The sequence below is a fragment of the Vreelandella nanhaiensis genome (assembly GCF_003990185.1).
Lineage (GTDB): Bacteria > Pseudomonadota > Gammaproteobacteria > Pseudomonadales > Halomonadaceae > Vreelandella > Vreelandella nanhaiensis.
The window spans coordinates 198,734-224,635 of the sequence record NZ_RZHF01000028.1; the positions used below are offsets into that span (position 1 = coordinate 198,734).

Genomic DNA, 25,902 nt, shown 5'->3' on the forward strand with positions numbered 1-25,902 from the left:
AGTGGCCCGGGTATGCGGCGTATCCAGCGTATACATTTCGTCGGGATCGGTGGCGCGGGTATGTGCGGTATTGCCGAAGTGTTGGCAAACCAAGGTTACAGCGTCAGCGGAAGCGACATGAAGGCTTCGTCCGTCGTTGAGCGGTTGCGCCAGTGCGGTATCCGTGTGGATATCGGCCACGCCGAAGCGCACGTGGAGGGAGCCGATGTCGTCGTTGTTTCAAGTGCTGTGGATAATACTAATCCCGAGATTCGCTGGGCTCATGAACACCGCGTGCCGGTGGTGCGACGCGCTGAAATGCTCGCGGAACTAATGCGCTTTCGTCATGGTATCGCGGTTGCCGGTACGCATGGCAAAACCACGACCACTAGTCTGACGGCAACGCTTCTGGCCGAAGGCGGGCTGGATCCTACCTTTGTGATTGGTGGGCGCCTGACCAGCGCCGGGGCCAATGCGCGCTTGGGGGAGGGCGACTATCTGGTGGCCGAGGCCGATGAATCAGATGCCTCGTTTCTTCATCTACAGCCCATGATGTCAATTGTCACCAATATCGATGCCGATCACATGGCGACCTATGGCGGTGATTTTGAGCGCCTTAAAAGTACTTTCATCGAGTTCTTGCACAACTTGCCGTTTTACGGTCTAGCCGTTTTGTGTATTGATGACCCCCATGTGCGCGGGTTGTGCGAACAGATTAAGCGTCAGTTCGTTACCTATGGTTTCGATGCCGATGCGGATTACCGCATTGTGGACTTTACTCAGCAGGGCGGTGAAGTGTCATTTACGGCGCTACGCCCTGGGCGTGCCGCACCGCTTAACGTGCGCCTGGCCATGCCGGGGCGCCATAATGCGCTCAATGCCATGGCCGCTATTGTCGTGGCAACCGATGCAGGCGTCAGCGATGAGGCAATCCTGCGTGGGTTATCCGGGTTTGCCGGAGTCGGTAGGCGCTTTCAGGTGCATGGCCATTTCCCAGCGCCCAAGGCGTCTGGAAAGGTGATGTTGGTGGATGATTATGGCCACCATCCGCGGGAAGTGGAGATGGTGATCAAGGCGGTACGCGCAGGCTGGCCTGAGCGCCGTCTGGTCATGCTTTACCAGCCCCATCGTTATAGCCGAACCCGTGATCTTTACGAAGATTTTGTCCGCGTGTTGTCGCAGGTGGATACGCTGGTGTTATTGGATGTATATAGCGCAGGCGAAGCGTTGATTCCCGGTGCGGATGGAAGAGCCCTTGCTGGCTCGATTCGTCAGCGCGGGGAAGTGGACCCGCTATTTATCGAGCATAAGAAGGAGTTGCCCGCACTGTTGGCTAACGTATTACGGCCAGATGATATTCTGATTACCCAGGGTGCTGGTGATGTGGGCGGCATTTCGCTTTCCCTGGCACAGGCTGAACTAGCATTAAGTGAGGTAGAGCTGTGAGCGCCAATTACGCCCCAACCGATAGCTCGCGAGTAGTTGTGGTTTATGGCGGCTCTTCCGCTGAGCGGGAGGTGTCGCTTAAAAGCGGCAATGCGGTTTTAAAGGCTTTGAAGCGTCAGAATGTCGATGTGCAAGGCTATGATCTACGCGATAAGGGGCTGGTTGGGCTTGAGGCTCTGGCGCCGTCGGTTGTCTTTATCGCTCTGCACGGTCGTGGCGGTGAAGACGGCACGCTCCAAGGTGCGCTTGAGCTTTTGAACATTCCTTATACCGGCAGCGGCGTTCTGGCCTCAGCACTAGGAATGGATAAGCAGCGCACCAAGCAGGTGTGGCAGGCAGCAGGGTTGCCCACGCCGGAAAGCATCATGCTGACGGCAGGCGCCGATTGGGACGCGGTAGTGACCGCGCTGGGTCTGCCCATGATCGTTAAACCGGTGCATGAAGGCTCGACTTTGGGCATCAGTATTGTTAAAACCCGGGAAGCACTGGAGGCGGCTTTCCATGAAGCTGCACAATTTGATGCCCGAGTGATGGCTGAGCGCTTTGTGGTAGGCGATGAGTATACTGTTGCTCTTTTAGGCGAACGGGTATTACCCGCTATTCGGGTGGAAGTCCCCGGCGGTTTTTATGATTTTGAGGCCAAGTACGTCTCCAATACAACCCAATATCACCTGCCATGCGGCCTGACCGCTGATGATGAAGCGCAGCTCGCCACGCTATGCCAGCAAGCATTTGCGGCCATTGGCTGTGAGGGGTGGGGGCGTGTTGACGTCATGCGTGATGCTAGTGGTCAGTTCTGGCTGCTGGAAGTCAACACGGTGCCAGGAATGACCGATCATAGCCTTGTGCCTCAGGCTGCCGCTTACGCAGGGATCGAGTTTGATGAGCTGGTTGTGCAAATTCTCCAGACTGCCGGCAAGCAGGGTGTGTCATGAAGAGGCCTCATGAAAAGGCGTAATGCTTGGTTTGGCATCATACTCCTGGCGCTTTTATTGGGCGCAGGAAGTCGCGCGCTTTGGCTATGGCTGGATCGCCCTATTGAGCGAGTGTCGATTCGCGGAGAATGGGCGTACGTCAGTGCCGACTACTTGCGCAGCCAGCTCGCACCATTGGTGCAGGATGCCACCTGGTTGTCTGCTGATCTAGGCGAGCTGCGTGACCGGGCCATGCAGATAGGCTGGTTACATGAAGTGCGTATTTCCCGAGAGTGGCCCAACGCCTTGGTATTTGAGCTCGTTGAGCAAGAACCGGTGGCCCGCTGGAACGACGAGTATCTGCTTAACCCTGAAGGCGATCCGTTTACCTTTGCTCCTCTTGAAGTGCCCAAAGGGCTGCCGGACCTGGCGGGGCCAAACGGCAGTAGTGAAGAAGTGCTGGCCTATTATTATCGCTTGACGCCGCATTTTAATAATTTGGCGCTGAGTCTTTCGCAGCTTCGTCTAGAGCCACGCGGTGCATGGCGCTTGCAGCTTGATAATGGAACCTGGGTTATGCTTGGTAGGCGCGACCACGAAGTTCGTTTAGCACGCCTTTCGGCTTCCTGGCTGCGTGAACTTGCCGGCTTCAGTGAGCATATTCGATATATAGATTTACGTTACCCCAACGGCGTGTCAGTGGCTTGGCATGGCGAGAGCGAATTTGAAACACCAGAAGAGTAAGTTTCAGCTTACTTCATAAGTTTTAGTTCGGGTAAGCTGCCGCCACCGCTGAAAAACCCATTAATAGGGTTTAAATTACGTTCCAAGCCCATTATTGTGGGCTTGGACTAGTCGTATTATGGTTATTGTTTCTATACTATGGGCAATTGAAGATTTTTCTTGGGTTTAAGCCTAAAGGCCAGCGTTTAATGATAGGTAGTTAACGCTTGTTGGCTGTTAAGTTGTACCCAAGTATGGGCGAATTTACGTTTAAATACCCTCTGTTTTTTATTATTTAAGAAGATACAAGGAGAATTCCCGACTCATGGCAGGCTCACCCAATGCATCAAATATGGTGGTCGGGCTGGACATTGGAACGTCCAAGGTCGTCGCAATTGTCGGGCAACCCACTGATGATGGTGGCATTGAAATTGCTGGCATTGGCTCCCATCCCTCGCGTGGCATGAAACGCGGCGTGGTTATCAATATTGAGTCAACGGTTCAATCTATTCAACGCGCCGTTGAAGAAGCCGAGCTTATGGCTGGCTGCGATATTCATTCCGTATATGTAGGGGTTGCCGGTAGCCATATTAGCTCAATGAACTCTGATGGTGTGGTCGCCATTAAAGAACGCGAAGTTACTCCTTCCGATATTGATCGCGTTATTGATTCCGCCAGAGCCCGGGCCATTTCTGAAGGTCAACGCGTGCTACATGTATTACCCCAGGAGTTCTCGATTGATGCCCAGGGGGGCATTCGTGAGCCGTTGGGTATGTCGGGCGTGCGTCTGGAAGCGCAGGTTCACTTGGTAACCGCTGCGCTTAACGCCGTCCAGAATATCGAAAAATGTGTCCGTCGCTGCGGACTGGATGTCGATGCGATCATTCTGGAGCAGTTGGCTTCCAGCATGGCGGTTTTGACTGAAGATGAGCGCGAGCTGGGTGTGTGCATGGTGGATATCGGCGGTGGTACCACCGATATGGCCATTTTTACTGAAGGGGCAATTCGTCATACGGCGGTTATTCCGATCGCTGGCGATCAGGTAACCAATGACATCGCCATGGCGCTGCGCACGCCTACTCAGCATGCTGAAGAGATAAAAGTTAAATATGCTTGCGCGTTAACTCAATTGGCCGCAAGTGATGAGATGATCAAGGTTCCTAGTGTGGGCGACCGCCCGGCGCGTGATTTATCGCGTCAAGCGCTTGCTGAGGTGGTCGAGCCGCGCTACGAAGAGCTCTTTACATTGATAAGAGACGAATTACGCCGTAGTGGTTATGAAGACATGGTAGCCGCTGGAGTGGTGCTTACCGGCGGCACTTCACGTATGGAGGGTGTCGGCGAACTGGCAGAGGAGATTTTCCACATGCCCGTTCGTATTGCCTGTCCGCAAAACGTTAGAGGTTTGGCGGACGTAGTGCGTAACCCCATCTATGCGACAGGTGTCGGCTTATTGCATTATGCGTTGCAAGAAGTGCGTCATGGGCAAGGTCTAGAAAGCCACGGGGGAGTCGTTGCTGCTCATAAAGGCCGCAACGAACTTGCCCGGCGTGATATCAAGGAAGGCCATACGGCGCTGGCAAGAATCAAAGGCTGGTTCAAAGGAAATTTCTGACAGGGCCGCAAATGCGGTTCAGGAGACGGGGCTTATGTTCGAATTGATAGATAACGCACCCTCGAGTAGTGCGGTCATAAAAGTAGTCGGTGTTGGCGGCGGTGGCGGCAATGCCGTCAACCACATGGTCGAGAGCAACATTGAAGGCGTTGAATTCATTTGCGCCAACACCGATGCCCAGGCGCTTAAACGCGTATCTGCGAAAACTGTGTTACAGCTTGGTGGTGAAATTACCAAAGGGCTGGGGGCGGGTGCCAACCCTGAAGTAGGACGTCAGGCCGCCATGGAAGACCGTGATCGGATTGCCGAGCTGCTTGAAGGCGCCGACATGGTCTTTATTACCGCAGGCATGGGCGGTGGTACCGGGACGGGCGGCGCGCCCGTGGTTGCTCAGGTAGCCAAAGAGCTGGGTATTTTAACGGTTGCTGTAGTCACGCGGCCTTTCCCGTTCGAAGGTCCCAAGCGCATGCGCGCTGCAGAAGAGGGCATGAAAGAGCTCTCCCAGCACGTTGACTCGCTGATTACCATTCCCAACGAAAAACTGCTTTCCGTACTGGGTAAAAATGCCACGCTGTTAACCGCGTTCAGCGCTGCCAACGATGTGCTGCTTGGCGCCGTGCAAGGTATTGCCGAGCTGATAACTAGCCCCGGTATTATCAACGTAGACTTTGCAGACGTTCGCACTGTCATGTCTGAGATGGGCATGGCAATGATGGGGACTGGTGGCGCTACTGGTGAAAACCGCGCCCGCGAAGCGGCCGAGAAAGCTATTCGCAGTCCACTACTGGAAGATATCGACTTGCACGGAGCCCGCGGCATCCTGGTCAACATTACTGCAGGCCCGGATCTGTCGATTGGTGAATTCAACGATGTTGGGGCTACAGTTCAAGAGTTTGCTTCTCAGGAAGCGACTATCGTGGTGGGAACTTCCATTGATATGGAAATGTCCGATGAGCTGCGTGTTACTGTTGTTGCCGCTGGTTTAGATGGCAGCACTAGTAAAGCCAAAGTGGCTGCTCGTGAACCAGCACGCCGTTCTGCTGCTGAATCTTCAGATTATCGCAAGCTACAGCAGCCTACGGTAATGCGTCAGCAGGCAACTGCCCGTGCCGAAGCTCCTGAGCATGCGCCTAAACCGCGTCCAGAGAAAAGTCGTGGGGCTGATGCCGATGACTATCTGGACATCCCAGCATTCTTGCGCCGTCAGGCGGATTGATTGCTCGAACGGCTTCACGCTATCAGCAAACGAGTGTTTTATTGGTTAAAACGCTCGTTTGCTGTTAAAGTGAACACTGTTTGATAACTTTCCTTCCCTCACGGTACTTCCGTTATTAGAGTTCGACCACTGCCCATGATCAGACAACGCACCCTACAAAACGTCATCCGCGCCACTGGAGTGGGTCTGCACTCTGGAAAGAAAGTCCATTTGGCTTTGCGTCCGGCGCCGGCAAACACCGGGATTGTGTTTGTTAGAACCGATCTGGATCCTGTGGTTCATGTTCCTGCTCGTGCCGAGCTGGTAGAAGATACTAAACTTTGCACGGCTCTCTCTTTCGAAGGTGTCAAGGTAGCAACCGTTGAGCACTTGATGTCTGCCTTTGCGGGCTTGGGTATCGATAATGCTTATGTTGACCTTAGTGCGCCTGAAGTGCCGATTATGGACGGCAGTGCCAGTCCGTTTGTATTTCTAATTCAGTCGGCGGGCATTCTTGAACAAGATTCACCGAAAAAGTTTATTCGCATCAAGCGGCGTGTCTCCGTCAGCGATGGCGATAAAGAAGCTGTTTTCTTGCCTCATCAAGGTTTTAAGGTCTCATTTACCATCGATTTTGATCACCCGGTATTTGAACAGCAGAAGCAGACGGCGCTTATCGATTTCTCTACTACCTCTTTCGTCAAGGAAGTCTCTCGGGCGCGAACCTTCGGGTTCATGAAAGATCTGGAGTTTTTGCGCTCCAATAATCTGGCCCTGGGGGGAAGCCTTGATAACGCGGTAGTAATTGATGATTATCGTATCGTCAACGAAGGTGGCCTGCGCTATGAAGATGAATTCGTCAAACATAAGGTGCTGGACGCCATCGGTGATCTGTATCAGTTAGGTCACAGCCTTATTGGCGAGTTCCATGGCGTCAAATCAGGCCATGCGCTAAATAACCAGCTATGTCGTGAATTGATGGCTCAGCCGGATGCATTTGAGGTCGTGACGTTTGAAGGCGAAAAGGCGGTTGCACCTATTTCGTATGCAGCGCCTGCCATGGCTTAATCGGTACTCATATAGATGTATATACCTATGTGACATATAAAAAGCACCGCCCAGGCGGTGCTTTTCGCATTTTATGTGGATTCATTTTGGAAAAGGCGATTAAAAACTTTTAGGTATTAGACTTGCTGTATGCACTGGCTAATTAAAGGCTGGGATAGGTAATTAAGCGGAGAAGCTTATTGAGTAGGAGCATGCGAGGCTAAGCGCTCCAAAGCTTTTCGAAGCGCTGGGTTATGGGTGTCGCTTGCACAGTCGGCCAGAGTTTTGCCCGCAGTGACTGACAGGTTTCGTGTATTGCGTAGCGGGGCTTCCACCGGACGAATAGGACGAACCTTGAAGGTAAAGCCATTTACCGCTTCAAAGCCTGGCAGCTGGTGCACTAGGGTTAGCAGTCTGCTCTGCTCAAAGCGAAGCCATGTCAACCAGCTCGCCTGACTGCTAATCAGCGTCAAGCGGCCGTCTTTAAAGCCGCCAACGAAAATATGGCGACGCATTTCTTCAGGCAAATGAGCCCTTAAGTGGCACTGGGCCTGGTCAATCAAGCGGGATTGGCGCATTAGCTGGCCAATATCGCCAGACTTGTTGAGCAGTCGGGAGATGGGCTGTGCGTGAGAACGCTTAACCTTTATACTCATACGCTTGATTCCTAAGATAACCCTTTTAATTTATTAATCAGTAACCATATAAGCATGACGCTGCGTTACTGAATGCAGAGCCTAACACGCTCAGGAGCCAACCCACAGTATGTCACCAACGCTTAATGCTTTTTCAGCCATGCCGCGACGCCAACGTCGTCATGGTCTAGCGCGTTGGTGGCTCGCCGGGCTGCTGGTTAGCTGCTTGCTTCCCAGTAGTTTAGTGTCTTCCGACATTTTTCGGGGTACTGAGCGTAGTATTAGCGCATGTTTGTGGGTGCCTGCCAGCTTGCGTGCCCAATCACGTTGGACCGCCAAAAGGCGTCGCGTATTCATGTGTTGCAGGCGGCGTGTTAAACGCGTGGCCGTGCTGCGCCATTTTCTACCGGATTATCTGCTTTTTAAGCGCCAGGTCGCAGCGCAAGATGTATTGACCCAACGTGGCCCGCCAAACGTTCTCACAGTTTACTAATACACCCTTCTATTTGCCTTATACGGAACAGGGCGAAACCCATTGGGTCGCTCTTGATGATGTGGAAATTTCATGATTAATAATTTATTACGCAAAGTTGTTGGCTCCAAGAACGACCGTGAAGTAAAACGCATGCAGAAAAACGTGCATAGCATCAATATTCTAGAGGCTGAGTTTGAAGGGCTGACAGATGGTGAGCTTCAAGGTAAAACGGCTGAGCTGCGCCAGCGTTTGAATGATGGTGAAACGCTGGATAATCTTTTGCCCGTTGCTTTTGCCATTGTGCGTGAGGCTAGCAAGCGAGTGATGGGCATGCGCCATTTTGATGTGCAAATGGTCGGGGGTATGACGCTGCACCGTGGCCGCATTGCCGAGATGAAAACGGGTGAAGGTAAAACCCTGGTAGCAACACTTGCAGTTTATCTGAATGCGTTACCCGGAAAAGGCGTTCACGTGGTTACGGTAAATGACTACCTCGCCCGGCGTGATGCCGAGTGGATGCGTCCGCTGTATGAATTTCTGGGCCTTTCCGTCGGAGTTATCTTTGCTGGTCAGACGGGTGAAGAAAAGCGCCACGCCTATAAGTGCGATATTACCTACGGCACCAATAACGAATTCGGGTTTGACTACCTGCGCGACAACATGGCGTTCTCGCTAGAAGATAAAGTGCAGCGTGGCCTGCATTACGCCATCGTCGATGAGGTGGACTCCATCTTGATTGATGAGGCGCGTACGCCCCTAATCATTTCAGGCGCAGTGGATGAAAATACCAACCTTTATAACGTCGTTAACAAGCTCGCCCAGAAGCTTGAAAAGGGTGAAGTATCGGAAGACGACGATGTGCCCGCCTCCGGCGATTTCGTGCTGGATGAAAAGCAAAAGCAGGTTGAACTGACCGAGCAGGGACACAACAGGGTTGAGGAGTTGATGCAGGCAGAGGGTCTTCTTAAAGAAGGCGAATCGCTTTATGCCGCTCAAAATCTCAATCTGTTGCAGCACATGCATTCTGCGCTGCGTGCCCGCCACCTGTATCAAATTGACGTCGATTACATCGTGTCGGAAGGCCAGGTGGTTATTGTTGATGAACATACCGGTCGGACAATGCCAGGGCGCCGTTGGTCAGAAGGTCTTCATCAGGCAGTTGAGGCCAAAGAAGGCGTGACCGTTCAGCGGGAAAGTCAGACGCTGGCATCGACCACCTTCCAGAACTACTTCCGGCTGTATGAAAAGCTCTCCGGCATGACTGGTACCGCTGACACCGAAGCCTTTGAATTCCGCCAGATCTATGGGCTTGATGTTATCGTCATTCCGACCAATCGTGAGCTTGCGCGTAAAGACCTTAATGATCTGGTTTATCTGAGCGCAGAAGAAAAATACGAAGCGATCATCAAGGATGTCAGAACAGAGACTGAAGCTGGCCGCCCGGTGCTGGTAGGTACGGCTTCTATCGAAACATCTGAATATCTGGCACGCCTGATGCGCGATGCGGGCTTGGCGTTTAACGTGCTCAATGCCAAGCAACACCAAAGCGAAGCGGAAATTATTGCTCAGGCGGGCCGTCCAGGTGCCATCACCATTGCTACCAATATGGCAGGGCGGGGTACCGATATCATGCTGGGCGGTAACTGGGAGGCGGAAGCAGCCAAGCTCTCTAATCCTACCCAGGCGCAAATTGATGCCCTGAAAGCCGAGTGGGAGAAACGTCACGATGATGTTCTGAAGGCTGGCGGCTTGCACGTGATTGGCTCTGAGCGTCACGAGTCGCGGCGTATCGATAACCAGCTGCGCGGCCGTGCCGGGCGCCAGGGCGATCCGGGGTCCACCCGTTTCTTCCTGTCACTGGAAGATAGCCTGATGCGCCTGTTTGGTTCAGATCGCGTCAAGCGGTTGATGCAGGCGCTGGGGCTTGAACGTGGTGAAGCCATTGAGCACAAGATGGTATCCAACGCGGTTGAGCGTGCGCAGAAAAAAGTCGAAGGACGCAACTTCGATATCCGCAAGCAGCTGCTTGAGTATGATGATGTTGCCAACGATCAGCGCCGGGTGATTTATGAGCAGCGCAACGAGGTACTGGCATCTGACGATATTTCCGAGGCGATTGTCGGTATCCGTGAAGAAGTGATGGAAGACACCATCAGCGATTTCGTGCCGCCCCAAAGCCTGGCTGAGCAGTGGGATCTGCCCGGGCTTGAAGCGCATCTTAAGACAGAATTCAATCTCGATGCGCCAGTTGTTCAGTGGGCGGCGGAAGATGAGCGACTCAGCGAAGAGAAGCTGCGTGAACGTTTGCAGACGATGCACCGCGAGGCCTATGCAGCCAAGGTGGATGCTGCGGGTGCTGCGTTGATTCGCCGCTTTGAAAAGCAGGTCATGCTACAAGTGCTTGATACTCGTTGGAAAGAGCATCTTCAATCAATGGACCATCTGCGCCGAGGTATTCACCTGCGCGGCTATGCCCAAAAGAATCCCAAACAGGAATATAAGCGCGAATCCTTTGAGCTGTTCCAACACCTGCTGACCAACATCAAGGCTGACGTAACGCGTATTCTTAGTCATGTGCAGGTACGCCAGCCTGAAGAAGTCGATGCGCTGGAGCAAAAGCGTCGTGAAGAGCTTGCTCGGGAAAAAGCCGCTGCGGCTAGTCGTCATGACGATGTGTCAGCCGGTGAAAACGTATCAGATGCTGAAGGGGCTGTTGCAGGCGATGCTGAGAACGTGCGTCCCGTGCGCCGCGAAGGTCCTAAGGTCGGACGCAATGATCCGTGCTTGTGTGGCTCTGGCAAAAAGTACAAGCAGTGTTGCGGTAAATTAAGCTAATCAGGCATGTAGCCTTTAGGTAGAGGAGACGATCATGGCGGTGGGAAATAGTCCCTTTCCGACGATGCCCCCCTTGGCGGGGGTGCGTCTAGGAAGTGCAATGGCGGGTATTAAAAAGCCGGGTCGTCGTGACATGGTGGTGATTGAACTACCTGCATCGGCAACTGTATCCGGCGTATTTACGCTTAATGCGTTTTGCGCCGCGCCGGTGTCAGTTGCCAAGGCGCATATTGAGCGTTGCCGTGCAGAGCGCAAGGCGCCCTGTTATTGGCTGATCAATACTGGCAATGCCAATGCAGGAACCGGCGAGCGTGGACTTGCAGATGCCTACGCGAGCTGTAGGGCGCTGGCCGAACAGGCCGGTGTTGCCGAGCATCAGGTATTGCCTTTCTCGACTGGAGTCATTGGTGAGCCGCTGCCCATGGAGCGTCTGCTGGCAGGCCTGGCTCCGGCGCTTGATTCCAAAGGGGAGCAGAGCGAGGCCTGGCAGCATGCGGGTGAAGGCATTCTTACGACAGATACCCGTGCCAAAGGTGCAACGGTTACCGTACAGTTGAGCGGCGGGTCAGTGACCATCAACGGGATTACCAAAGGCTCCGGCATGATCAAGCCGAACATGGCCACCATGTTGGGCTTTGTAGTTACCGATGCGACAATTGAGCAGTCGCTGCTGGATCAATTGCTGCGCGAAACGGTGAATGGCTCTTTCAACTGTATAACCGTGGATAGCGATACTTCGACCAACGATGCGTGCATGCTGGCGGCCACGGGGTCAGGTGCGGCAGTTGAAAGTAAAGCGGATATAGCGGCTTTTCGTGAGGCGCTGCAGCAGGTCATGACAACGCTTGCCCAAGCGATCATTCGTGATGGTGAAGGCGCGACCAAGTTTGTCACGCTGCAGGTTGAAGCTGCCCAAACCCGTCAGGAAGCGTTGGATGTCGCATTTACCGTGGCGCACTCGCCGCTGGTTAAGACGGCGCTTTACGCCTCGGATGCCAATTGGGGGCGTATTCTAGCCGCCGTTGGCCGGGCCCCCGTGGATGATTTTGACGTCAGCCGCGTGGTCATTGATCTGGGTGATGTGCGCCTGGTTGAGGATGGCGGGCGTGCTAGCAGCTACACTGAAGCGTTAGGCAGTGCGGTCATGGCACAGGAAGAAATCACCATTCGAATCGGCTTGGGCCGGGGGCAAGAAAGTGCCACCGTATGGACCTCTGATCTCTCTCATGACTACGTAAGCATTAACGCAGACTATCGAAGCTAGCTGATAAGCCTGCAGTTTATCAGTGGCGATCAAAAGGCTCACGCAGCGAGTTGGCACCGGCAGTGATCCACCGGTGCGTACACAGTGGATAAAGACGTAATGAATGTAATGGTAAAACGGCGGGTTCATGTCGCGGCAGCTGCCATGATAAGCGCCGATCAGAAAAAAGTACTGATCGCACGTCGCCCCTCGAATGTTGATCAGGGCGGTCTGTGGGAATTTCCCGGCGGTAAGCTGGCGCCTTATGAAACAGGCCTGGAAGGCTTGAAGCGCGAGCTGCACGAAGAGCTCGGCGTTGAGATTATTCGCGCGCAGCCTCTGATCCGTGTGCATCACGAATATCCGGACAAGCATATTCTGCTGGATGTCTGGCAGGTGCATGAGTTTGCGGGCGAGCCTTTTGGCCGCGAAGGTCAGGCTGTGCGTTGGGTGCCCATGGAGGAGTTGGTTAATTATCCTTTCCCGGCCGCCAATCTACCTATCCTGCGGGCGGTAATGCTGCCTACCGAGTACCTGATTACCATGGAGGAGGCCGATGAAGCGCGGTTTGATGCGTTTCTGGAGCGGGCTTTACAGGAAGATAATATTCGCCTGGTACAGCTGCGAGCCAAGGAGCTGGATGAAGCAGGTTACGTGGCGCGTGCTGAGCGTGCGTTGAAGCTGTGCCGCCAGTATGGAGCCAGCCTGCTACTTAACGGTGAGCCCAAGCTACTTGAGCAGGTAGATGCCGATGGCATTCACCTGACCAGCGAGCGGCTGATGGAGCTTGACCGGCGCCCGATCGCCGAAAGCAAATGGCTGTCTGCCTCTACCCACAACCAGGCGCAGCTCTCTCAGGCAGCCGTCTTGGGCTGCGATTTTGTAACACTTTCGCCGCTACGCACCACACCTTCACACCCGGAAGTGGCGCCAATGGGTTGGCATGATTTTCAGCAGTTGGTCGAGCGTGCAGGCATGCCGGTATTTGCCCTTGGCGGCATGACGCGCTTTGATGCAAACCACGCCCGTGCCGTGGGCGCTCAGGGAATTGCCTCGATTCGCGATTTCTGGAAGTAAGCGCTGCGCTAAAAAACGCCTGCAGGATACGCTCAAAATGAGCGTCCTGCAGGCGTTTTCGTTAATCGCAACCTACGGGTACCGGTTTGGGCGTTTAGTCACGAAAACGCCGGGTAAGGTCGCCGTAGGCATCCACGCGGCGGTCGCGTAAATAGGGCCAGATTCGCCGGGTGTTTTCGCTGCGTGCCATATCGATGGTCACCACCAACTGCTCGGCTTCCTCGCCGCCATGGGCGAGTAATTCGCCCTGAGGCCCGCAGATAAAGCTTCCTCCCCAGAATTGAATGCCATCGCCAACGCCTGAATGATCCGCTTCAAAGCCTATCCGGTTGGCAACAATGACAGGCAGGCCATTGGCAACGCCGTGCGAGCGCTGAATCAATGTCCAGGCTTCTTTCTGGCGGGCTTTTTCGGCCTCATCATCATTAGGATCCCAGCCAATGGCCGTGGGATAAAGCAGCAGGTCCGCGCCTGCCAGCGCCATCAAGCGGGCGGCTTCAGGGTACCACTGATCCCAGCAGACCAGCACGCCCAGCCGACCAAGCGATGTATCAATTGGAGTAAAGCCTTCGTGGCGAGCCGCATCGTGATCGCCTGGGGTAAAGTAGAATTTCTCATAAAAAGCCGGGTCGTCCGGGATATGCATCTTACGATACTGGCCCACACGGCCTTTATCTCGATCATACACCACGGCGGTGTTGTGATAGAGTCCGGGCGCACGGCGTTCAAATAGCGAGCCTACCAGCACGATATCCAGCTCGCGGGCCAAGGCTTCCAGATGCTTGCCGGTAGGTCCATCCAGAGGCTCGGCCAAATCAAACAGCGCCGGGTCTTCAAACTGGCAAAAGTAGTGGGTGGCATGCAGTTCTTGAAGCATGACCAGCTGCGCACCACGCTTAACCGCATCCCGAATGCCCGCTTCACTGGCGGCAAGGCTTTGGGTCTTATCGGGCCAGGCTTGCTGCTGCACAACTCCAACCGTTAGGTTATTGACCAACGTGGTAGTCATCGTTGCTCCTTACTGATTAGGGGAGGCCGCCTTAAGCGTACCTTTGGGCAGTTGCATGGTGAGGCAGTGCAGGCTGCCATGCTGGCGAATAACGCTTGAACACTCAATGGGAATCAGCGTGTGGTCCGGAAAGGCCTTTGCCAAAGCATTAAGCGCCGCCATGTCCGCCGGGTCGCCGTAAGTGGGTACTAGCACCGCCTGATTGATAATCAGAAAATTGGCGTAGGTGGCTGGCAGCCGATGGCCATCTTCAGGATCAAGGCACGCCTTGGGCCATGGCAGGGCAATCAGCCGGTAGGCTTCGCCGTTGCGCTGACGAAAAGCTTTGAGTTCCTGCTCCATTGCCGACAGTGCTGAGTAATGCGGGTCTGTCGGGTCGTCGCAGCGGATATAGGCAATGGTCGATGGATCACAAAAGCGCGCCAGGGTATCAATGTGACTATCGGTATCATCACCTTCCAAATGACCGTTGGCTAACCATAAGACACGATCAACCCCAAAATCCTCAGCGAGTAGCGCCTCGACGTCCTGGCGCGTAAGGTGCGGATTGCGGTTAGGGTTGAGCAGGCAAGCCTCGGTGGTCAGCAGGGTGCCTTCGCCATCAGTTTCGATAGCACCGCCTTCCAGCACCATATCGCGGGAGGCGATGGGGCATGCCCAGACGCCGGCATCGGCTAACATCTGGGTAAGCTGGTTATCGCGCTCGGCAGGAAATTTGCCACCCCAGCCGGTAAAGGTGTAGTCCAGCAGTTGCAGCTGGCCTTCGTCGTCAACTACCGTGATAGGACCGTGATCGCGCGCCCAAGTGTCGTCAGTGGGTACAACCACAAGCTTGAGCTGCTGCGCTGGTACACCATAAGCTTGAAACGTTGCCTTGACTCTGGCACAGGTTGTCTCATCTGGCACGCTGATCACTACCTGCTGGTAGTTGACGGTTGCCAGTACGATGCGCTCTAGAACGGCCTCAATGCGGGGCAGAAGTGATTCCCAGTCGCCGTCAGGGCGTGGCCAGGTCAGTTGCAGGCCATCCTGAGGATGCCACTCCGGAAGCAGACGATACGTTGTGTCAGCCAACGTCAAACCTCTCTTGGTAATGAAAAGAAGCCAGCATGCGCTTGGTGAACAAGGCGCGCAAATGGGCGCAATGTAGGGGGTCGCCGGACAACTTGCAAGCTTTAAGGAAGTCAGCCCGTATCGCGCTGCGCTAACGGCCGTTTTGCATGCAGTATTGCTAAAAAAACCGTACCATGAGCGGCTTATTACTAAGGAATGACGCCATGCTTGATCGTTTGCCTTTTTTGGTGGGGCTGCGCTACGTGCGCGCCAAACGCCGAAATCATTTTATCTCATTTATCTCATTAACATCGATGCTCGGATTGATGCTAGGGGTAGCGGTACTTATCCTGGTGTTATCCGTGATGAACGGTTTCGATCACGAGCTGCGTACCCGTATCTTGGGAATGGTGCCGCACACCAAGATTGAATCCACAGAAGGGCTGGTTGAGTGGGAAGCGCTGGCAGGCCGCCTGACTCAGCGCGAGCGGGTGATTGGTGCAGCGCCTTACGTCGAGCAGCAGGGCATGTTCTCGGCAGGCGGACGCAATCAGGGTGCCATGGTCAACGGCATCGACCCGGACTGGGAAGACCAAGTGTCTATTATTGGCCAGCATATGCGCCAAGGTAGCCTAAATGACCTGGTGCCGGGTGAGTGGAATGTTGTGCTGGGCTCCATGCTGGCCCGCCAGCTGGGGGTTGGAGTAGGCGACTACGTTACTCTACTGGTACCTGAGGCGTCGATTACGCCTGCCGGTGTCTTTCCGCGTCTGAAGCGCTTTACCGTCAGCGGTATTTTTAGCGTTGGTGCTGACCTTGATGCCAACCTTGCCTACGCCAATATTTCAGATATGCAAACACTGGCGCGCCTGGGTGATGCGGTAGGCGGGCTTCGCCTTGAGCTTGATGACCTGTTTATTGCAGGTAGCGAGACCCAGGATATCGTCAACGAGCTGGGGCCTGGTTACCGCGGTACGGACTGGACGTTCTCCCATGGTAATCTTTTCCAGGCCATCCAGATGGAAAAACGCATGATTGCCCTGCTTTTGACGGTGATCATTGCCGTAGCGGCATTTAATATTGTCTCTACGCTGGTCATGGTGGTTACCGACAAGCGGGCGGATATTGCCATTTTACGTACCATTGGCGCGACACCGCGCTCCATCATGGGCATCTTTATCGTGCAGGGGCTTGCCATTGGCCTGATTGGCATAGCGATTGGCGTGGCTGTAGGTATTTTACTGGCGCTGACGGTGTCTGATTTGATCAGTTGGTTTGAAGCCACCTTTGGTATCCAGTTCCTGGATGCTGGCGTCTACTTTATCAGCGATTTGCCGTCCCAACTGCAGTGGGATGACGTGCGGGATATTGTGTTGGCGGCTTTCGGTCTGACCTTCCTGTCGACGCTATACCCCGCCTGGCGCGCCGCTCGCGTTCAACCGGCGGATGTTCTGCGCTATGAATAAGGATGCCTCTATGTCTACAAATACGTCGTCTACAAGCACATCATCTACAAGTACGTCATCCCCCAATATGTCGCCTGAATATGCTGCGCCAATGAATACATCTCCTGGTGCAGCGCCGGAGCCGGCCATCATGTTGGATTGTCAGGGTCTGACGCGGATCTATAGCGAAGGGCCGCAAGATCTAACTGTGCTTGATAAGCTTGAGCTTTCTGTTCGCGCAGGCGAACGGGTAGCGATTGTAGGCAGCTCAGGCTCAGGTAAAACCACGCTGCTCAATTTGTTGGGTGGGTTAGACCGGCCAAGCGCTGGCCGGGTGGTGATCGCGGGTGAGACGCTTTCCACGCTTAATGAGGCGGCGCTGGGTAAATTTCGCAACCGCTATATCGGCTTTGTTTATCAGTTTCATCACCTGCTGGCAGAATTCACGGCGGTCGAGAACGCCGCACTTCCGCTAATCATTCGCGGTCAGTCGAAGAAAACCGCTGAGAAGCGTGCCATGCAGATACTGGAGCGGGTAGGGATGAAGGCGCGGGCAGACCATAAACCTGGCGAACTTTCCGGTGGCGAACGTCAACGGGTTGCCATTGCCCGGGCGCTGGTGACGGATCCAAGTCTGGTATTGATGGATGAACCGACAGGCAACCTGGATCAAACCACGGCCGCAACCATTCTAGCTTTAATGGATGAACTAGCTAAAGAAAGTGCCTGTGCCTTCGTTATCGTTACTCATGATGTGGGGCTTGCAGCGCACCAGGATAGAGTGCTGAAACTCGATGCCGGTAAGCTCATCGAGCAACCCCGCACGCCTTAATCGTCAAATTCAGATTCGATACGTGCCCGACGCCGCTGCCTATTCAGGCGGCGGCGTTTCCAGTTATAAGACACGTGCCAGCGCCATATAAGACGGATGCCGATATTGGCCACTACCGCGAGCACAAGGGCGGTAACGAGGGAGCCTACCATTAGTGGAGGCAAGATATCGTGCATCTGCTCAGCTATCCAGCGCGTTGAAATGCGTGAAGGTGCCTCGCGTACCGGTGCGCCAAGAAGAAACGTGCCCAGCCGGTAGTTGGCGTAAAAAATAAGCGGCATGGTAAGTGGGTTGGTGATCCAGACAAGGCCCACCGACAGCGCCAGATTGCACCTACTTAGCCGAGCACCCACCGCCGCCACTACCATTTGAAAGGGGATAGGCAGCATGGCGCAAAACAAGCCGACGCTAAAGGCATTGGCAACGCTTCGACGAGTTAAAAGCCACAACCCGGGGTCGGCTATCAGCGGCGCCATAAAGCGCAAGGACCGCTGCCGCCTTAACGTATCGGGTTTAGGCATGTAGCGCTGCAGGAAACGGCGCGGCATGTCAGGTACTCTTGACTATGTAGTGCACCCTATTATCCATATAGCGTAGCGCTTCGGCTATGCCGAGTACGCTAAGTTCTTATGCCAAGGAGAATCGTATGCCGCTAGGCGTTGCGATACCGGCGGCGCTGGCAACGCTGGCAGGCGCTGTTGCTGCCGGGTTAAGCGGTAGTACGGGGGCGCTAAACCCACTGATCGGTGTGGGTCTGCTAAGTATGCTGCTGGTCATGATATGGCGGCCAAGGGCTTTGCCCTGGCTGGTTTTGGGTGGCTGGGTATTTATAGGTATTCATCAGGAGTGGGCCAGCCGCCTGCCGCCAGGTCTTGACGGTGCAGATGTGATGGTTGAGGCCTCGCTTCTCAGCGTAGCTCCTATGGGTGGTTCACAGCGGCTTCTTCTGGACATTGACAGCTGTGAGGCGCCTGAGGGGTATCCCGGTTGTCATCTGCTCAGGAAAGTACGTGTTACCGCTTACGATACTGCTCACTATCAGCCTGGCGAAAAGTGGCAGATGACGGTGCGTTTGCGTCCTCCTAGCGGTTTTGCCAACTCCCATAGCTTCGACTTTGAACAATGGCTATGGCGGGAGGGTATTCACGCAACGGGTTATGTACGCCAGGAACCCGCGCCGAAAAGGATTGCGGCCGCTGGCTTCTCGGTGCGCCGGTTAGCGCTTGAAATGTTGAATAGCGTGCCACTTGAGGCGCGTACTCAACGCTGGTTGGCGGCTCTTACCCTAGGCGAGGGAGATAGATTAACCCAAGATGACTGGACGCTGCTCAATGCCACGGGCACCACGCATTTGGTAGTTATTTCCGGACTTCACGTGGGGCTGGTCGCCGGTTTTGGGTTGCTGCTGGCAAGAACCATCGCGCGGCTTGTGACGCCGTTGAACTGGCGAATGCGAGTATGGCCATGGTGGGTAGCTGCCGCCACGACCGTTGGGTATGCGTTGCTGGCCGGTTTAGCACCGCCGGCCATGCGGGCCATGGTAATGACACTGGTGGGACTTTGGGTATTGAGTGGCCGGCACGCACCAGGCGCTTGGCAAGCTTGGTGGCTGGCGCTTGCGCTGGTCATATTGGTCGACCCGCTCTCACTATGGCGCCCCGGTCTCTGGCTTTCGTTTCTTGCCGTCGCCTGGCTGATGGTTATATGGCAGGGGCGAGCGCGCCCGCAAGGCATTAAAGGTTGGTGTTTGGCACTGCTACGCTCGCAGCTATTGCTGGCGCCATTAATGGCCGCTGCTGTATTGATCGCGTTTGGGCGTATCGCGCCCGCAGCACCCGTTATCAATCTGGTGGCTGTCCCTTGGGTAAGCTCAGTAATGGTGCCGCTGGCACTTGTAGGCTGGCTTTTCGCGCCGTTGCCATTAATAGGGACGGGAGTATGGTGGCTATTTGAGCAGGCGTTAGCCGTTCTTCACACGTTGCTTACTCTGGCAGTGGCGTTGTGGCCGCTGTGGGAACCTGATCATGCATTAATCTACCCGTTAAGTGGTGCGCTACTGCTGTTGGCACTTTGCTGGGGGCTGCCGAGTATTTTTGTCTGGTTAAGAGCTGGTGCCGTGATGCCAGTGGCGCTACTTCCTTTATGGTCAACGGCGGACGCTATCCCTGATGGCACGCTGCGAGTGACAGTGCACGATGTAGGTCAGGGGCAGTTGGTTGAGCTACGTAGTTCCCATTACCGTTTGTTGTACGATACTGGGCCGCGCTTTCAGACGGGGTTCATGCCGCTTCAAGCGCTATGGGCCCCTGACCAGCATTTCGAACAGGTGATCGTCAGTCATGCTGATAGCGATCATGCAGGTGGTGTGAGTGCGTTAGTGGATGACCATCGCGTTGAGCATTGGTATGCCCCGTTGGGGGAAACGTTACCCATACCCACCGACACCTGCCAGCGTGGACAAACGTGGCAGCGTGATGGCGTGACTTACCGATTTTTATGGCCACCGGCTGGCCCGACACAATATTCAGCCAATGATCGTTCCTGCGTGCTGGAGGTAAGTGTAGGAGAGCAACGTCTTCTGATTACTGGTGATGTTAGCCGTGATATCGAAAGGCGGTTTTTACGCGACATTAATTTACCCGTGAGCGTGCTAGTTGCCGGGCACCACGGTAGCCTCACCAGTTCCGGCGTTCAGTTTGTGCAGCATACGTCGCCGCAACATGTAATATTCAGCGCTGGACGCAACAACCCCTTTCATCATCCGGTAGATACCGTAGTTCGTCGTTTTAACCGGCAGGAGAGCTGCCTATGGAATACGGGGCATGATGGAGCGCTGCGTTTCTGGCTTAAGGAGGATCAGCCAGTACTTGTCAAACCGACTCGGCGGCTATCGGTTCATACGAAGCGGTGTTGAAGCGCTGCGCCATAAGGTAGAATTCAGCGCATTGCACACTATTGCCGGGAGCGCGTGTGACTGATTCAGGTTGGATTCTCTATAAAAGACTGCTGGGCTACGTAAAACCGCATTGGCGGGCATTTGCCATGGCGGTCGCAGGGTTCGTGGTGTATGCCGCTTCAAGCACGGCACTGGCGGAAATGATGAAACGCCTGATCGACGGCATTCAGAACCCCGATGCCGCTTTCCGTCTATTTTTACCGTTGTTTGTTGTGCTCATGTTTGCCGCGCGTGGGCTTGGCACCTTTTTAAGCACTTACTATATGGCCTATGTGGGCCGCTATGTGATCCATACATTACGCTGTGATGTGTTTGGTCATTTGCTGCGTCTTCCGGGCCGTTTTTTTGATCATCACTCAAGTGGTCATCTGGTATCACGGGTGACTTACCACGTAGAACAGGTTGCGGGTGCGGCTACCAACGCGGTGACGGTTATTCTGCGTGAAGGCCTGTTTGTGGTGGGGCTAATTGGCTATCTGCTCTGGACGAACTGGATGCTGACTCTGCTGTTTTTAGGCATAACGCCAATTATTGCCGCGGTCGTGAGTTATGTCAGCAAGCGGTTTCGGCGTATTTCAAAGCGTATTCAAAGCTCAATGGGGGATGTCACCCATGTGGCGTCTGAAGCTCTCGCGGGGTATCGCGTGGTACGCACCCATGGCGCTGAGGCCTATGAAACCAAGCGTTTTACGCGTGTCAGCGAAGAAAATCGCAAGCAGAGTATGAAAGAAGCGATGACTCGGGCGATAAGCTCTCCGGTCATCCTCATGCTGGTGGCCATATCCATGGCGCTACTGGTATGGCTCGCCATGGCGCCTTCACTGATGGCCAATATGACGCCGGGCGAATTTGTCGCGTTTATTACCGCGGCCGCCTTGATGATTAAGCCGGTACGTCAGCTCACCGAGATCAACAGTGAAATTCAAAAGGGTATTGCAGCGGCGGCCGAGCTGTTTGGGCTAATGGATCTGGCGCCCGAACAGGATACGGGGCAGCACGCACCTGAGCGCTTGAGCGGTGAGCTTCGTATTGATAATGTCAGTTTTCGTTATGCAGACGACCAGCCGGAAGTGCTGCACAACATCGATCTCAAGGTCTCACCTGGGGAACTGGTGGCCATTGTGGGCCGTTCAGGAAGCGGTAAATCAACCTTGGTAAGCCTGTTGCCGCGTTTTTATCGGCCAAGCGAAGGGCGCATTTTAATTGATGGCATAAATATTGATGAGTATGCGCTAGGGCCATTGCGCCAGCAGATTGGCCTGGTTTCTCAGCAAGTGACATTATTTAACGCAACGATTGCCGACAACATTGCGTATGGGGCTGCTAACCCGGACCGTCAGGCCGTAGAGGCGGCTGCCAAGGCTGCCTATGCCAGTGAGTTTATCGAAAAAATGCCCCAAGGCTATGTAACCGTGGTGGGCGAAAACGGGGTAATGCTGTCGGGTGGTCAGCGCCAGCGTTTGGCCATCGCCCGGGCAATCTTCAAAGATAGCCCACTATTGATTCTGGATGAAGCGACGTCTGCGCTGGATACAGAATCCGAGCGCTACATTCAAAAGGCGCTGGAGTATGTCTGCAAAGGGCGTACCACACTGGTAATTGCCCACCGGCTGTCAACGATTGAACGGGCGGATCGAATCCTGGTTATGGATCAGGGGCGAATCGTCGAACAGGGTACTCATCAGACGCTTTTGGCAGCGGGCGGCGCCTATGCGGCACTGCATCAGCTACAGTTTCAGGACACGCCATGACGCTGGCTCAGCGCTGGTTGAAAGGGGCCTATCACGATAGCTCCTGGCTTATGCCACTACGCCCTTTAGGCGCACTTTATCAGCGTATGATGGCACGGCGCGAAGCAGCCTATCAAAGCGGTAAGAAAACCACGTGGCGCGCGCCCGTCCCCGTCATTGTGGTGGGTAATATTACCCTGGGGGGAACGGGGAAGTCGCCGCTGGTTGCCTGGCTGGGCCGTTGGCTTGTCACGCAGGGCTGGTCGCCGGGGGTTGTCACCCGTGGCTATGGGGGCAAGGCTGAGCATTATCCGCTTCATGTAACGGCGAGCACCGAGCCTTCGCAAAGCGGTGATGAGCCGGTCATGCTGGCCCAGCAAACCGGCTTGCCGGTGGTGGCGGACCCTAAGCGCTCACGCGGTGCGCAGGCGCTGATAGATGCTGGCTGCAATATCATTTTAAGCGATGACGGGCTGCAGCATCTGGCGCTGGAGCGAGATATCGAGCTTGTAGTCATTGATGGGGCACGAGGCCTGGGTAATCAGCGGTGTCTACCTGCCGGGCCGCTGCGTGAATCGTCGCGTCGTCTGGAAAGTGTCGATGCGGTCATTGTTAACGGTGAGCCGCGCCAGTCGCTGCCGGTTAGCTCCACGCCCATGCAGCTGATGCCGGTATGCTGGCGGCGTTTAAGTAATAGTGAACGCCTCCCTCTGACGCCGCTGCCGTTTAGCCTGCCCGCCTTCGGTGTGGCTGGTATCGGGCACCCCGAACGATTTTTTACCACACTACGCGCGTTAGGTGTTGAGGGTGAAATGCGCCCGCTGGCAGATCATCAGCATTTCAATGCCGATATCTTTGCTGCGGCTCAACAGCGGCCTGTCGTGATGACGGCAAAAGACGCCGTAAAATGTATGGAAGTTGCACCACCCAACAGTTGGGTATTGGAAGTGGAAGCCGTGCTTCCGCTAGAATTTGAACACTGGCTGACAGCCAAACTGTCGGCTTTATCCTGAAGGGGATGTACGCATGGATAAGGAATTGCTGGCAATGCTGGTCTGCCCATTGTGTAACGGCAAGCTCAAATATGATCGCGAGGCGCAGGAGCTGCGTTGCCATTATGACGGCCTGGCCTATCCCATTCAGGAAGGTATTCCCGTTATGCTGCCTGAAGAGGCCCGGGTAATGGACGCTGATGAAAAACTGTCGTCATCGCCGGGACGCACGGGAGACGCATAATGACGTTTCCTGTTTTTACCGCCGTTGTGCCAGCGCGCTATGGGTCTACGCGACTGCCTGGCAAGCCGCTGCTTGAGATAGCCGGTGAGCCCATGGTGGCCCACGTATGGCGGCGTGCCTGCCAAAGCCAGGCGAGTCGCATTGTAGTTGCCACTGACGACACGCGCATTCGTGATGCGATGCTTCCCTATGGAGCAGAAGTTGTCATGACCCGGGCTGAGCATCCCTCTGGCACTGATAGGCTTGCTGAAGTTGCTCAACTGCTTGGGCTACCCGATGACGAGCTGGTGGTTAATGTTCAGGGTGATGAGCCGTTAATTCCTCCTGCGTTAATCGATCAGGTGGCATTGCGCCTTGCAGAAGATAAAGAGGCGTCTATCGCCACCCTGGCAGAACCTATCAGCGATGTAGACTCGCTGTTCAATCCCAATGTGGTCAAGGTGGTGCGTTCATTAGAGGGCAGGGCACTGTATTTTTCCCGGGCGCCTATTCCTTGGGATCGTGAGCAGTTCAAGCAAATGCCTACACTGCTTGAAACCGATGCATGGCTTCGCCATATCGGCATTTATGCGTATCGCGCGAGCTTTCTGGCGGCTTACTGTGACTGGCCAGCGTCAACGCTTGAGCAGTTAGAGCAACTTGAACAGTTGCGCGCCTTGCAGCACGGTCATTTGATTCAAGTGGCGCTGGCATGCGAGGTCAATCCAGCGGGTGTTGATACCCAGGAAGACCTCGACCGAGTGCGCGCCTTGTTAACGCCCTCCGGTTAACGGCACTTTCCAGCTAGCTGATGCTCGCCGTTTTTCTTAAGAACCGGTTTTTAACAGCTGGTTTTTAATAACTGGTTTTAACAATCAGGTTTAACGTGCTCATTATTACGTACAAGGAAACGCTTTGTGACGCGGGTACTTTTCGTCTGTTTGGGTAACATTTGTCGTTCGCCCATTGCAGAAGGCGCTTTTCGCCAGGCATTGGAAGACGCCGGAATGGGTGATCAGGTGACTATCGATTCCTGCGGTATCGGAAATTGGCATGTAGGCAAGGCGCCAGACCCGCGCGCTCAGGCCGCAGTCGTGCGTCGGGGTATCGATCTAAGTCAGCTACGTGCCCGGCAGCTAACAACAAAGGATTTCTTGGACGCTGACTACGTACTGGGCATGGACCGCGATAATCTTCAAGCCATGCGCGCGTTGAGACCAGCGGGCAGCCAGGCGCATGTGGGGCTTTTCCTGGATTTCGCGGGAACGCCGGAGGCGGAAGTGCCGGACCCTTATTATGGTGGCGAGCAGGGTTTTGAAACCGTGCTGGATATGATCGAAGCGGCTTCTTTGGGGTTAATTGAGCATTTAAAGGTGAATGGTGTTGATTAATCATAAAACGATACCGGTCATTAAGTCGGATGCCGACCTCACGTTGTCCAACACGCTGCGCCTGCCCTGTATTGCCGAGCATTATGCCGAACCTCGCACGCTTAATGCACTACGCCATACGCTTGCCGAAGCCGAGCGTCAGCAGTGGCCGGTGACGTTGCTGGGAGGCGGAAGTAACGTTTTATTGCCGCTTGAACTACCAGGGCTTGCCATACGCCCGATATTGAATCAGTGGTGGCTTGCGTATGAAGGCGATGAGGTGTTGGCCCATGTAGGTGCCGGGGTTAACTGGCATGCGTTGGTGCTTGGCGTGGCTGCCCGCGGTTTCTGGGGGATCGAGAACCTGGCGCTCATTCCTGGTGACTGCGGTGCCGCGCCGGTGCAGAATATCGGTGCCTATGGCGTCGAGCTCTCCGATAACCTGCATGCGGTGCAGGTAATGGATTTGGCAACGGGTCACATACGTTGGCTTAGCGGCGCTGAATGCGCGTTTGGCTATCGCGACAGTATTTTCAAGCGTGAGCTAAATGAACGTGTGGTTATTACCCGGCTGGTTCTCCGGCTTTCAAGATGGCCAGCGCCCAAGCTGCACTATGGCGATCTGGCATCACGGCTGAATGACGCACCAACGCCCATGGAAGTGGCCAACGCCGTTTCAGCTATTCGGCAGGAAAAACTGCCAGACCCTCGTCAGTTGGCTAATGCCGGCAGCTTTTTTAAAAATCCTGTTATACCTGCAAGCCAAGCTCAAAAGCTATTGAGCTATTACCCGGAAATGCCGCATTTTCCTCAAGAGAAAGGTCTGACCAAGTTGGCGGCAGGCTGGCTAATTGATCAGTGTGGTTTGAAAGGCGTGCGTGAGGGTGCCTTTGGTGTGCATGAGCGCCAAGCGCTGGTTTTGGTGCACCACGGAGGCGGTGATCGTCAGGGGCTGCTGGACTTTGCCTGCCGTATTGTTGAGCAGGTTAGCGCACGGTTTGACGTGCTACTTGAGCCCGAGCCGCGCGTGATTCAGCCATAGCGGCTGATAGCTTTATATTACCTCATAAAAAAACCCCGCCTAAGCGGGGTTTTCGTACCTGTGGGC

At 54.7% G+C, this 25,902-nt stretch carries 22 protein-coding genes; 18 read left to right on the top strand and 4 right to left on the bottom strand.

Translation table 11 applies throughout. The features are described 5' to 3' along the window. Positions 1 to 12: 12 nt before the first annotated feature. From murC to lpxC, 6 genes are all read left to right on the top strand, one after another. Positions 13 to 1,425, top strand: coding sequence for a UDP-N-acetylmuramate--L-alanine ligase (gene murC, locus ELY38_RS17815; RefSeq protein WP_127063547.1), 1,413 nt, complete (start codon positions 13 to 15; stop codon positions 1,423 to 1,425). Beyond that, entirely contained in the window at positions 1,422 to 2,360 is a 939-nt protein-coding gene (locus tag ELY38_RS17820; RefSeq protein WP_127063501.1) for a D-alanine--D-alanine ligase, read from the top strand. Before murC ends, ELY38_RS17820 begins: the two co-directional genes overlap by 4 nt. 9 nt (positions 2,361 to 2,369) lie before the next feature. Then, positions 2,370 to 3,083 carry a cell division protein FtsQ/DivIB gene (locus ELY38_RS17825; RefSeq protein ID WP_127063502.1) on the top strand — a complete coding sequence of 238 codons (714 nt, stop codon included), beginning with the start codon at positions 2,370 to 2,372 and terminating at the stop codon, positions 3,081 to 3,083. A gap of 304 nt (positions 3,084 to 3,387) precedes the next feature. After that, on the top strand, positions 3,388 to 4,677 hold the full coding sequence (gene ftsA, locus ELY38_RS17830; RefSeq protein ID WP_127063503.1) for a cell division protein FtsA: 1,290 nt from the start codon (positions 3,388 to 3,390) through the stop codon (positions 4,675 to 4,677). Between the two features lie 34 nt (positions 4,678 to 4,711). Continuing rightward, a complete protein-coding gene (ftsZ, locus tag ELY38_RS17835) occupies positions 4,712 to 5,893 on the top strand; it encodes a cell division protein FtsZ (protein ID WP_127063504.1) in 1,182 nt (393 codons plus the stop codon). Positions 5,894 to 6,028: 135 nt separating this feature from the next. Further along, the gene (lpxC, locus tag ELY38_RS17840; protein ID WP_127063505.1) at positions 6,029 to 6,940 is read left to right on the top strand and encodes a UDP-3-O-acyl-N-acetylglucosamine deacetylase; all 912 of its coding nucleotides are present in this window, start codon (positions 6,029 to 6,031) and stop codon (positions 6,938 to 6,940) included. Positions 6,941 to 7,116: 176 nt separating this feature from the next. Here lpxC and ELY38_RS17845 read toward each other — a convergent pair whose 3' ends face one another. After that, on the bottom strand, positions 7,117 to 7,575 hold the full coding sequence (locus ELY38_RS17845; RefSeq protein WP_127063506.1) for a DUF721 domain-containing protein: 459 nt from the start codon (positions 7,573 to 7,575) through the stop codon (positions 7,117 to 7,119). A gap of 544 nt (positions 7,576 to 8,119) precedes the next feature. Between ELY38_RS17845 and secA the strand changes: the two genes are divergently transcribed. The 3 genes from secA (at position 8,120) to ELY38_RS17865 (ending at position 13,184) form a co-directional block, all read left to right on the top strand. Beyond that, complete coding sequence (gene secA / locus ELY38_RS17855; RefSeq protein WP_127063508.1) at positions 8,120 to 10,864, top strand: preprotein translocase subunit SecA; 2,745 nt, start codon at positions 8,120 to 8,122, stop codon at positions 10,862 to 10,864. A gap of 34 nt (positions 10,865 to 10,898) precedes the next feature. After that, complete coding sequence (argJ, locus tag ELY38_RS17860) at positions 10,899 to 12,128, top strand: bifunctional glutamate N-acetyltransferase/amino-acid acetyltransferase ArgJ (RefSeq protein WP_127063509.1); 1,230 nt, start codon at positions 10,899 to 10,901, stop codon at positions 12,126 to 12,128. Positions 12,129 to 12,227: 99 nt separating this feature from the next. Further along, the gene (locus ELY38_RS17865) at positions 12,228 to 13,184 is read left to right on the top strand and encodes a Nudix family hydrolase (RefSeq protein WP_246009182.1); all 957 of its coding nucleotides are present in this window, start codon (positions 12,228 to 12,230) and stop codon (positions 13,182 to 13,184) included. A 94-nt stretch (positions 13,185 to 13,278) separates the two neighbouring features. On the opposite strand, the gene ELY38_RS17870 is transcribed toward ELY38_RS17865, so the two are convergent. Then, positions 13,279 to 14,193: a carbon-nitrogen hydrolase gene (locus ELY38_RS17870; protein WP_185859015.1), complete on the bottom strand. Its 915-nt coding sequence runs from the start codon at positions 14,191 to 14,193 to the stop codon at positions 13,279 to 13,281. A 9-nt stretch (positions 14,194 to 14,202) separates the two neighbouring features. Next, the gene (locus ELY38_RS17875) at positions 14,203 to 15,273 is read right to left on the bottom strand and encodes an agmatine deiminase family protein (RefSeq protein ID WP_127063510.1); all 1,071 of its coding nucleotides are present in this window, start codon (positions 15,271 to 15,273) and stop codon (positions 14,203 to 14,205) included. A 197-nt stretch (positions 15,274 to 15,470) separates the two neighbouring features. Here ELY38_RS17875 and ELY38_RS17880 point away from each other — a divergent pair, with 197 nt between their 5' ends. Continuing rightward, positions 15,471 to 16,712: a lipoprotein-releasing ABC transporter permease subunit gene (locus ELY38_RS17880; protein WP_127063511.1), complete on the top strand. Its 1,242-nt coding sequence runs from the start codon at positions 15,471 to 15,473 to the stop codon at positions 16,710 to 16,712. 91 nt (positions 16,713 to 16,803) lie between these two features. Continuing rightward, entirely contained in the window at positions 16,804 to 17,523 is a 720-nt protein-coding gene (locus ELY38_RS17885) for an ABC transporter ATP-binding protein (protein WP_246009183.1), read from the top strand. On the opposite strand, the gene ELY38_RS17890 is transcribed toward ELY38_RS17885, so the two are convergent. Next, positions 17,520 to 18,071 (bottom strand): DUF2062 domain-containing protein, encoded by a 552-nt coding sequence (locus ELY38_RS17890; RefSeq protein ID WP_127063512.1) that lies wholly within the window; start codon positions 18,069 to 18,071, stop codon positions 17,520 to 17,522. The two genes, ELY38_RS17885 and ELY38_RS17890, sit on opposite strands and share 4 nt — an antisense overlap. Before the next feature lie 98 nt (positions 18,072 to 18,169). On the opposite strand from ELY38_RS17890, the gene ELY38_RS17895 reads away from it, so the two are divergent. The 7 genes from ELY38_RS17895 to murB all read left to right on the top strand — a co-directional run bounded on the left by ELY38_RS17895 (position 18,170) and on the right by murB (position 25,836). Further along, complete coding sequence (locus ELY38_RS17895; RefSeq protein WP_127063513.1) at positions 18,170 to 20,437, top strand: DNA internalization-related competence protein ComEC/Rec2; 2,268 nt, start codon at positions 18,170 to 18,172, stop codon at positions 20,435 to 20,437. 56 nt (positions 20,438 to 20,493) lie between these two features. After that, the gene (gene msbA, locus ELY38_RS17900; RefSeq protein ID WP_127063514.1) at positions 20,494 to 22,230 is read left to right on the top strand and encodes a lipid A export permease/ATP-binding protein MsbA; all 1,737 of its coding nucleotides are present in this window, start codon (positions 20,494 to 20,496) and stop codon (positions 22,228 to 22,230) included. Next, the gene (lpxK, locus tag ELY38_RS17905; RefSeq protein ID WP_127063515.1) at positions 22,227 to 23,222 is read left to right on the top strand and encodes a tetraacyldisaccharide 4'-kinase; all 996 of its coding nucleotides are present in this window, start codon (positions 22,227 to 22,229) and stop codon (positions 23,220 to 23,222) included. Before msbA ends, lpxK begins: the two co-directional genes overlap by 4 nt. A 13-nt stretch (positions 23,223 to 23,235) precedes the next feature. Continuing rightward, positions 23,236 to 23,445 (top strand): Trm112 family protein, encoded by a 210-nt coding sequence (locus tag ELY38_RS17910; protein ID WP_127063516.1) that lies wholly within the window; start codon positions 23,236 to 23,238, stop codon positions 23,443 to 23,445. Further along, positions 23,445 to 24,215, top strand: a complete 771-nt coding sequence (kdsB, locus tag ELY38_RS17915; RefSeq protein WP_127063517.1) for a 3-deoxy-manno-octulosonate cytidylyltransferase — start codon at positions 23,445 to 23,447, stop codon at positions 24,213 to 24,215. The genes ELY38_RS17910 and kdsB overlap by 1 nt, the downstream gene beginning before the upstream one ends. 126 nt (positions 24,216 to 24,341) lie before the next feature. Beyond that, positions 24,342 to 24,815: a low molecular weight protein-tyrosine-phosphatase gene (locus ELY38_RS17920; protein WP_127063518.1), complete on the top strand. Its 474-nt coding sequence runs from the start codon at positions 24,342 to 24,344 to the stop codon at positions 24,813 to 24,815. Next, the gene (gene murB / locus ELY38_RS17925; protein WP_246009184.1) at positions 24,808 to 25,836 is read left to right on the top strand and encodes a UDP-N-acetylmuramate dehydrogenase; all 1,029 of its coding nucleotides are present in this window, start codon (positions 24,808 to 24,810) and stop codon (positions 25,834 to 25,836) included. Before ELY38_RS17920 ends, murB begins: the two co-directional genes overlap by 8 nt. The last annotated feature ends 66 nt before the right edge of the window (positions 25,837 to 25,902 follow it).

Coding starts and splice junctions, on each gene's coding strand:
- ELY38_RS17870 (WP_185859015.1), bottom strand. CDS start 14,193: ATGACTACCACGTTGGTCAATAACCTAACGGTTGGAGTTGTGCAGCAG.
- murC (WP_127063547.1), top strand. CDS start 13: ATGCGGCGTATCCAGCGTATACATTTCGTCGGGATCGGTGGCGCGGGT.
- ELY38_RS17910 (WP_127063516.1), top strand. CDS start 23,236: ATGGATAAGGAATTGCTGGCAATGCTGGTCTGCCCATTGTGTAACGGC.
- ftsZ (WP_127063504.1), top strand. CDS start 4,712: ATGTTCGAATTGATAGATAACGCACCCTCGAGTAGTGCGGTCATAAAA.
- ELY38_RS17895 (WP_127063513.1), top strand. CDS start 18,170: ATGCCGCTAGGCGTTGCGATACCGGCGGCGCTGGCAACGCTGGCAGGC.
- lpxC (WP_127063505.1), top strand. CDS start 6,029: ATGATCAGACAACGCACCCTACAAAACGTCATCCGCGCCACTGGAGTG.
- ELY38_RS17845 (WP_127063506.1), bottom strand. CDS start 7,575: ATGAGTATAAAGGTTAAGCGTTCTCACGCACAGCCCATCTCCCGACTG.
- ELY38_RS17880 (WP_127063511.1), top strand. CDS start 15,471: ATGCTTGATCGTTTGCCTTTTTTGGTGGGGCTGCGCTACGTGCGCGCC.
- ftsA (WP_127063503.1), top strand. CDS start 3,388: ATGGCAGGCTCACCCAATGCATCAAATATGGTGGTCGGGCTGGACATT.
- ELY38_RS17885 (WP_246009183.1), top strand. CDS start 16,804: ATGAATACATCTCCTGGTGCAGCGCCGGAGCCGGCCATCATGTTGGAT.
- ELY38_RS17865 (WP_246009182.1), top strand. CDS start 12,228: ATGAATGTAATGGTAAAACGGCGGGTTCATGTCGCGGCAGCTGCCATG.
- secA (WP_127063508.1), top strand. CDS start 8,120: ATGATTAATAATTTATTACGCAAAGTTGTTGGCTCCAAGAACGACCGT.
- kdsB (WP_127063517.1), top strand. CDS start 23,445: ATGACGTTTCCTGTTTTTACCGCCGTTGTGCCAGCGCGCTATGGGTCT.
- argJ (WP_127063509.1), top strand. CDS start 10,899: ATGGCGGTGGGAAATAGTCCCTTTCCGACGATGCCCCCCTTGGCGGGG.
- ELY38_RS17825 (WP_127063502.1), top strand. CDS start 2,370: ATGAAAAGGCGTAATGCTTGGTTTGGCATCATACTCCTGGCGCTTTTA.
- ELY38_RS17890 (WP_127063512.1), bottom strand. CDS start 18,071: ATGCCGCGCCGTTTCCTGCAGCGCTACATGCCTAAACCCGATACGTTA.
- lpxK (WP_127063515.1), top strand. CDS start 22,227: ATGACGCTGGCTCAGCGCTGGTTGAAAGGGGCCTATCACGATAGCTCC.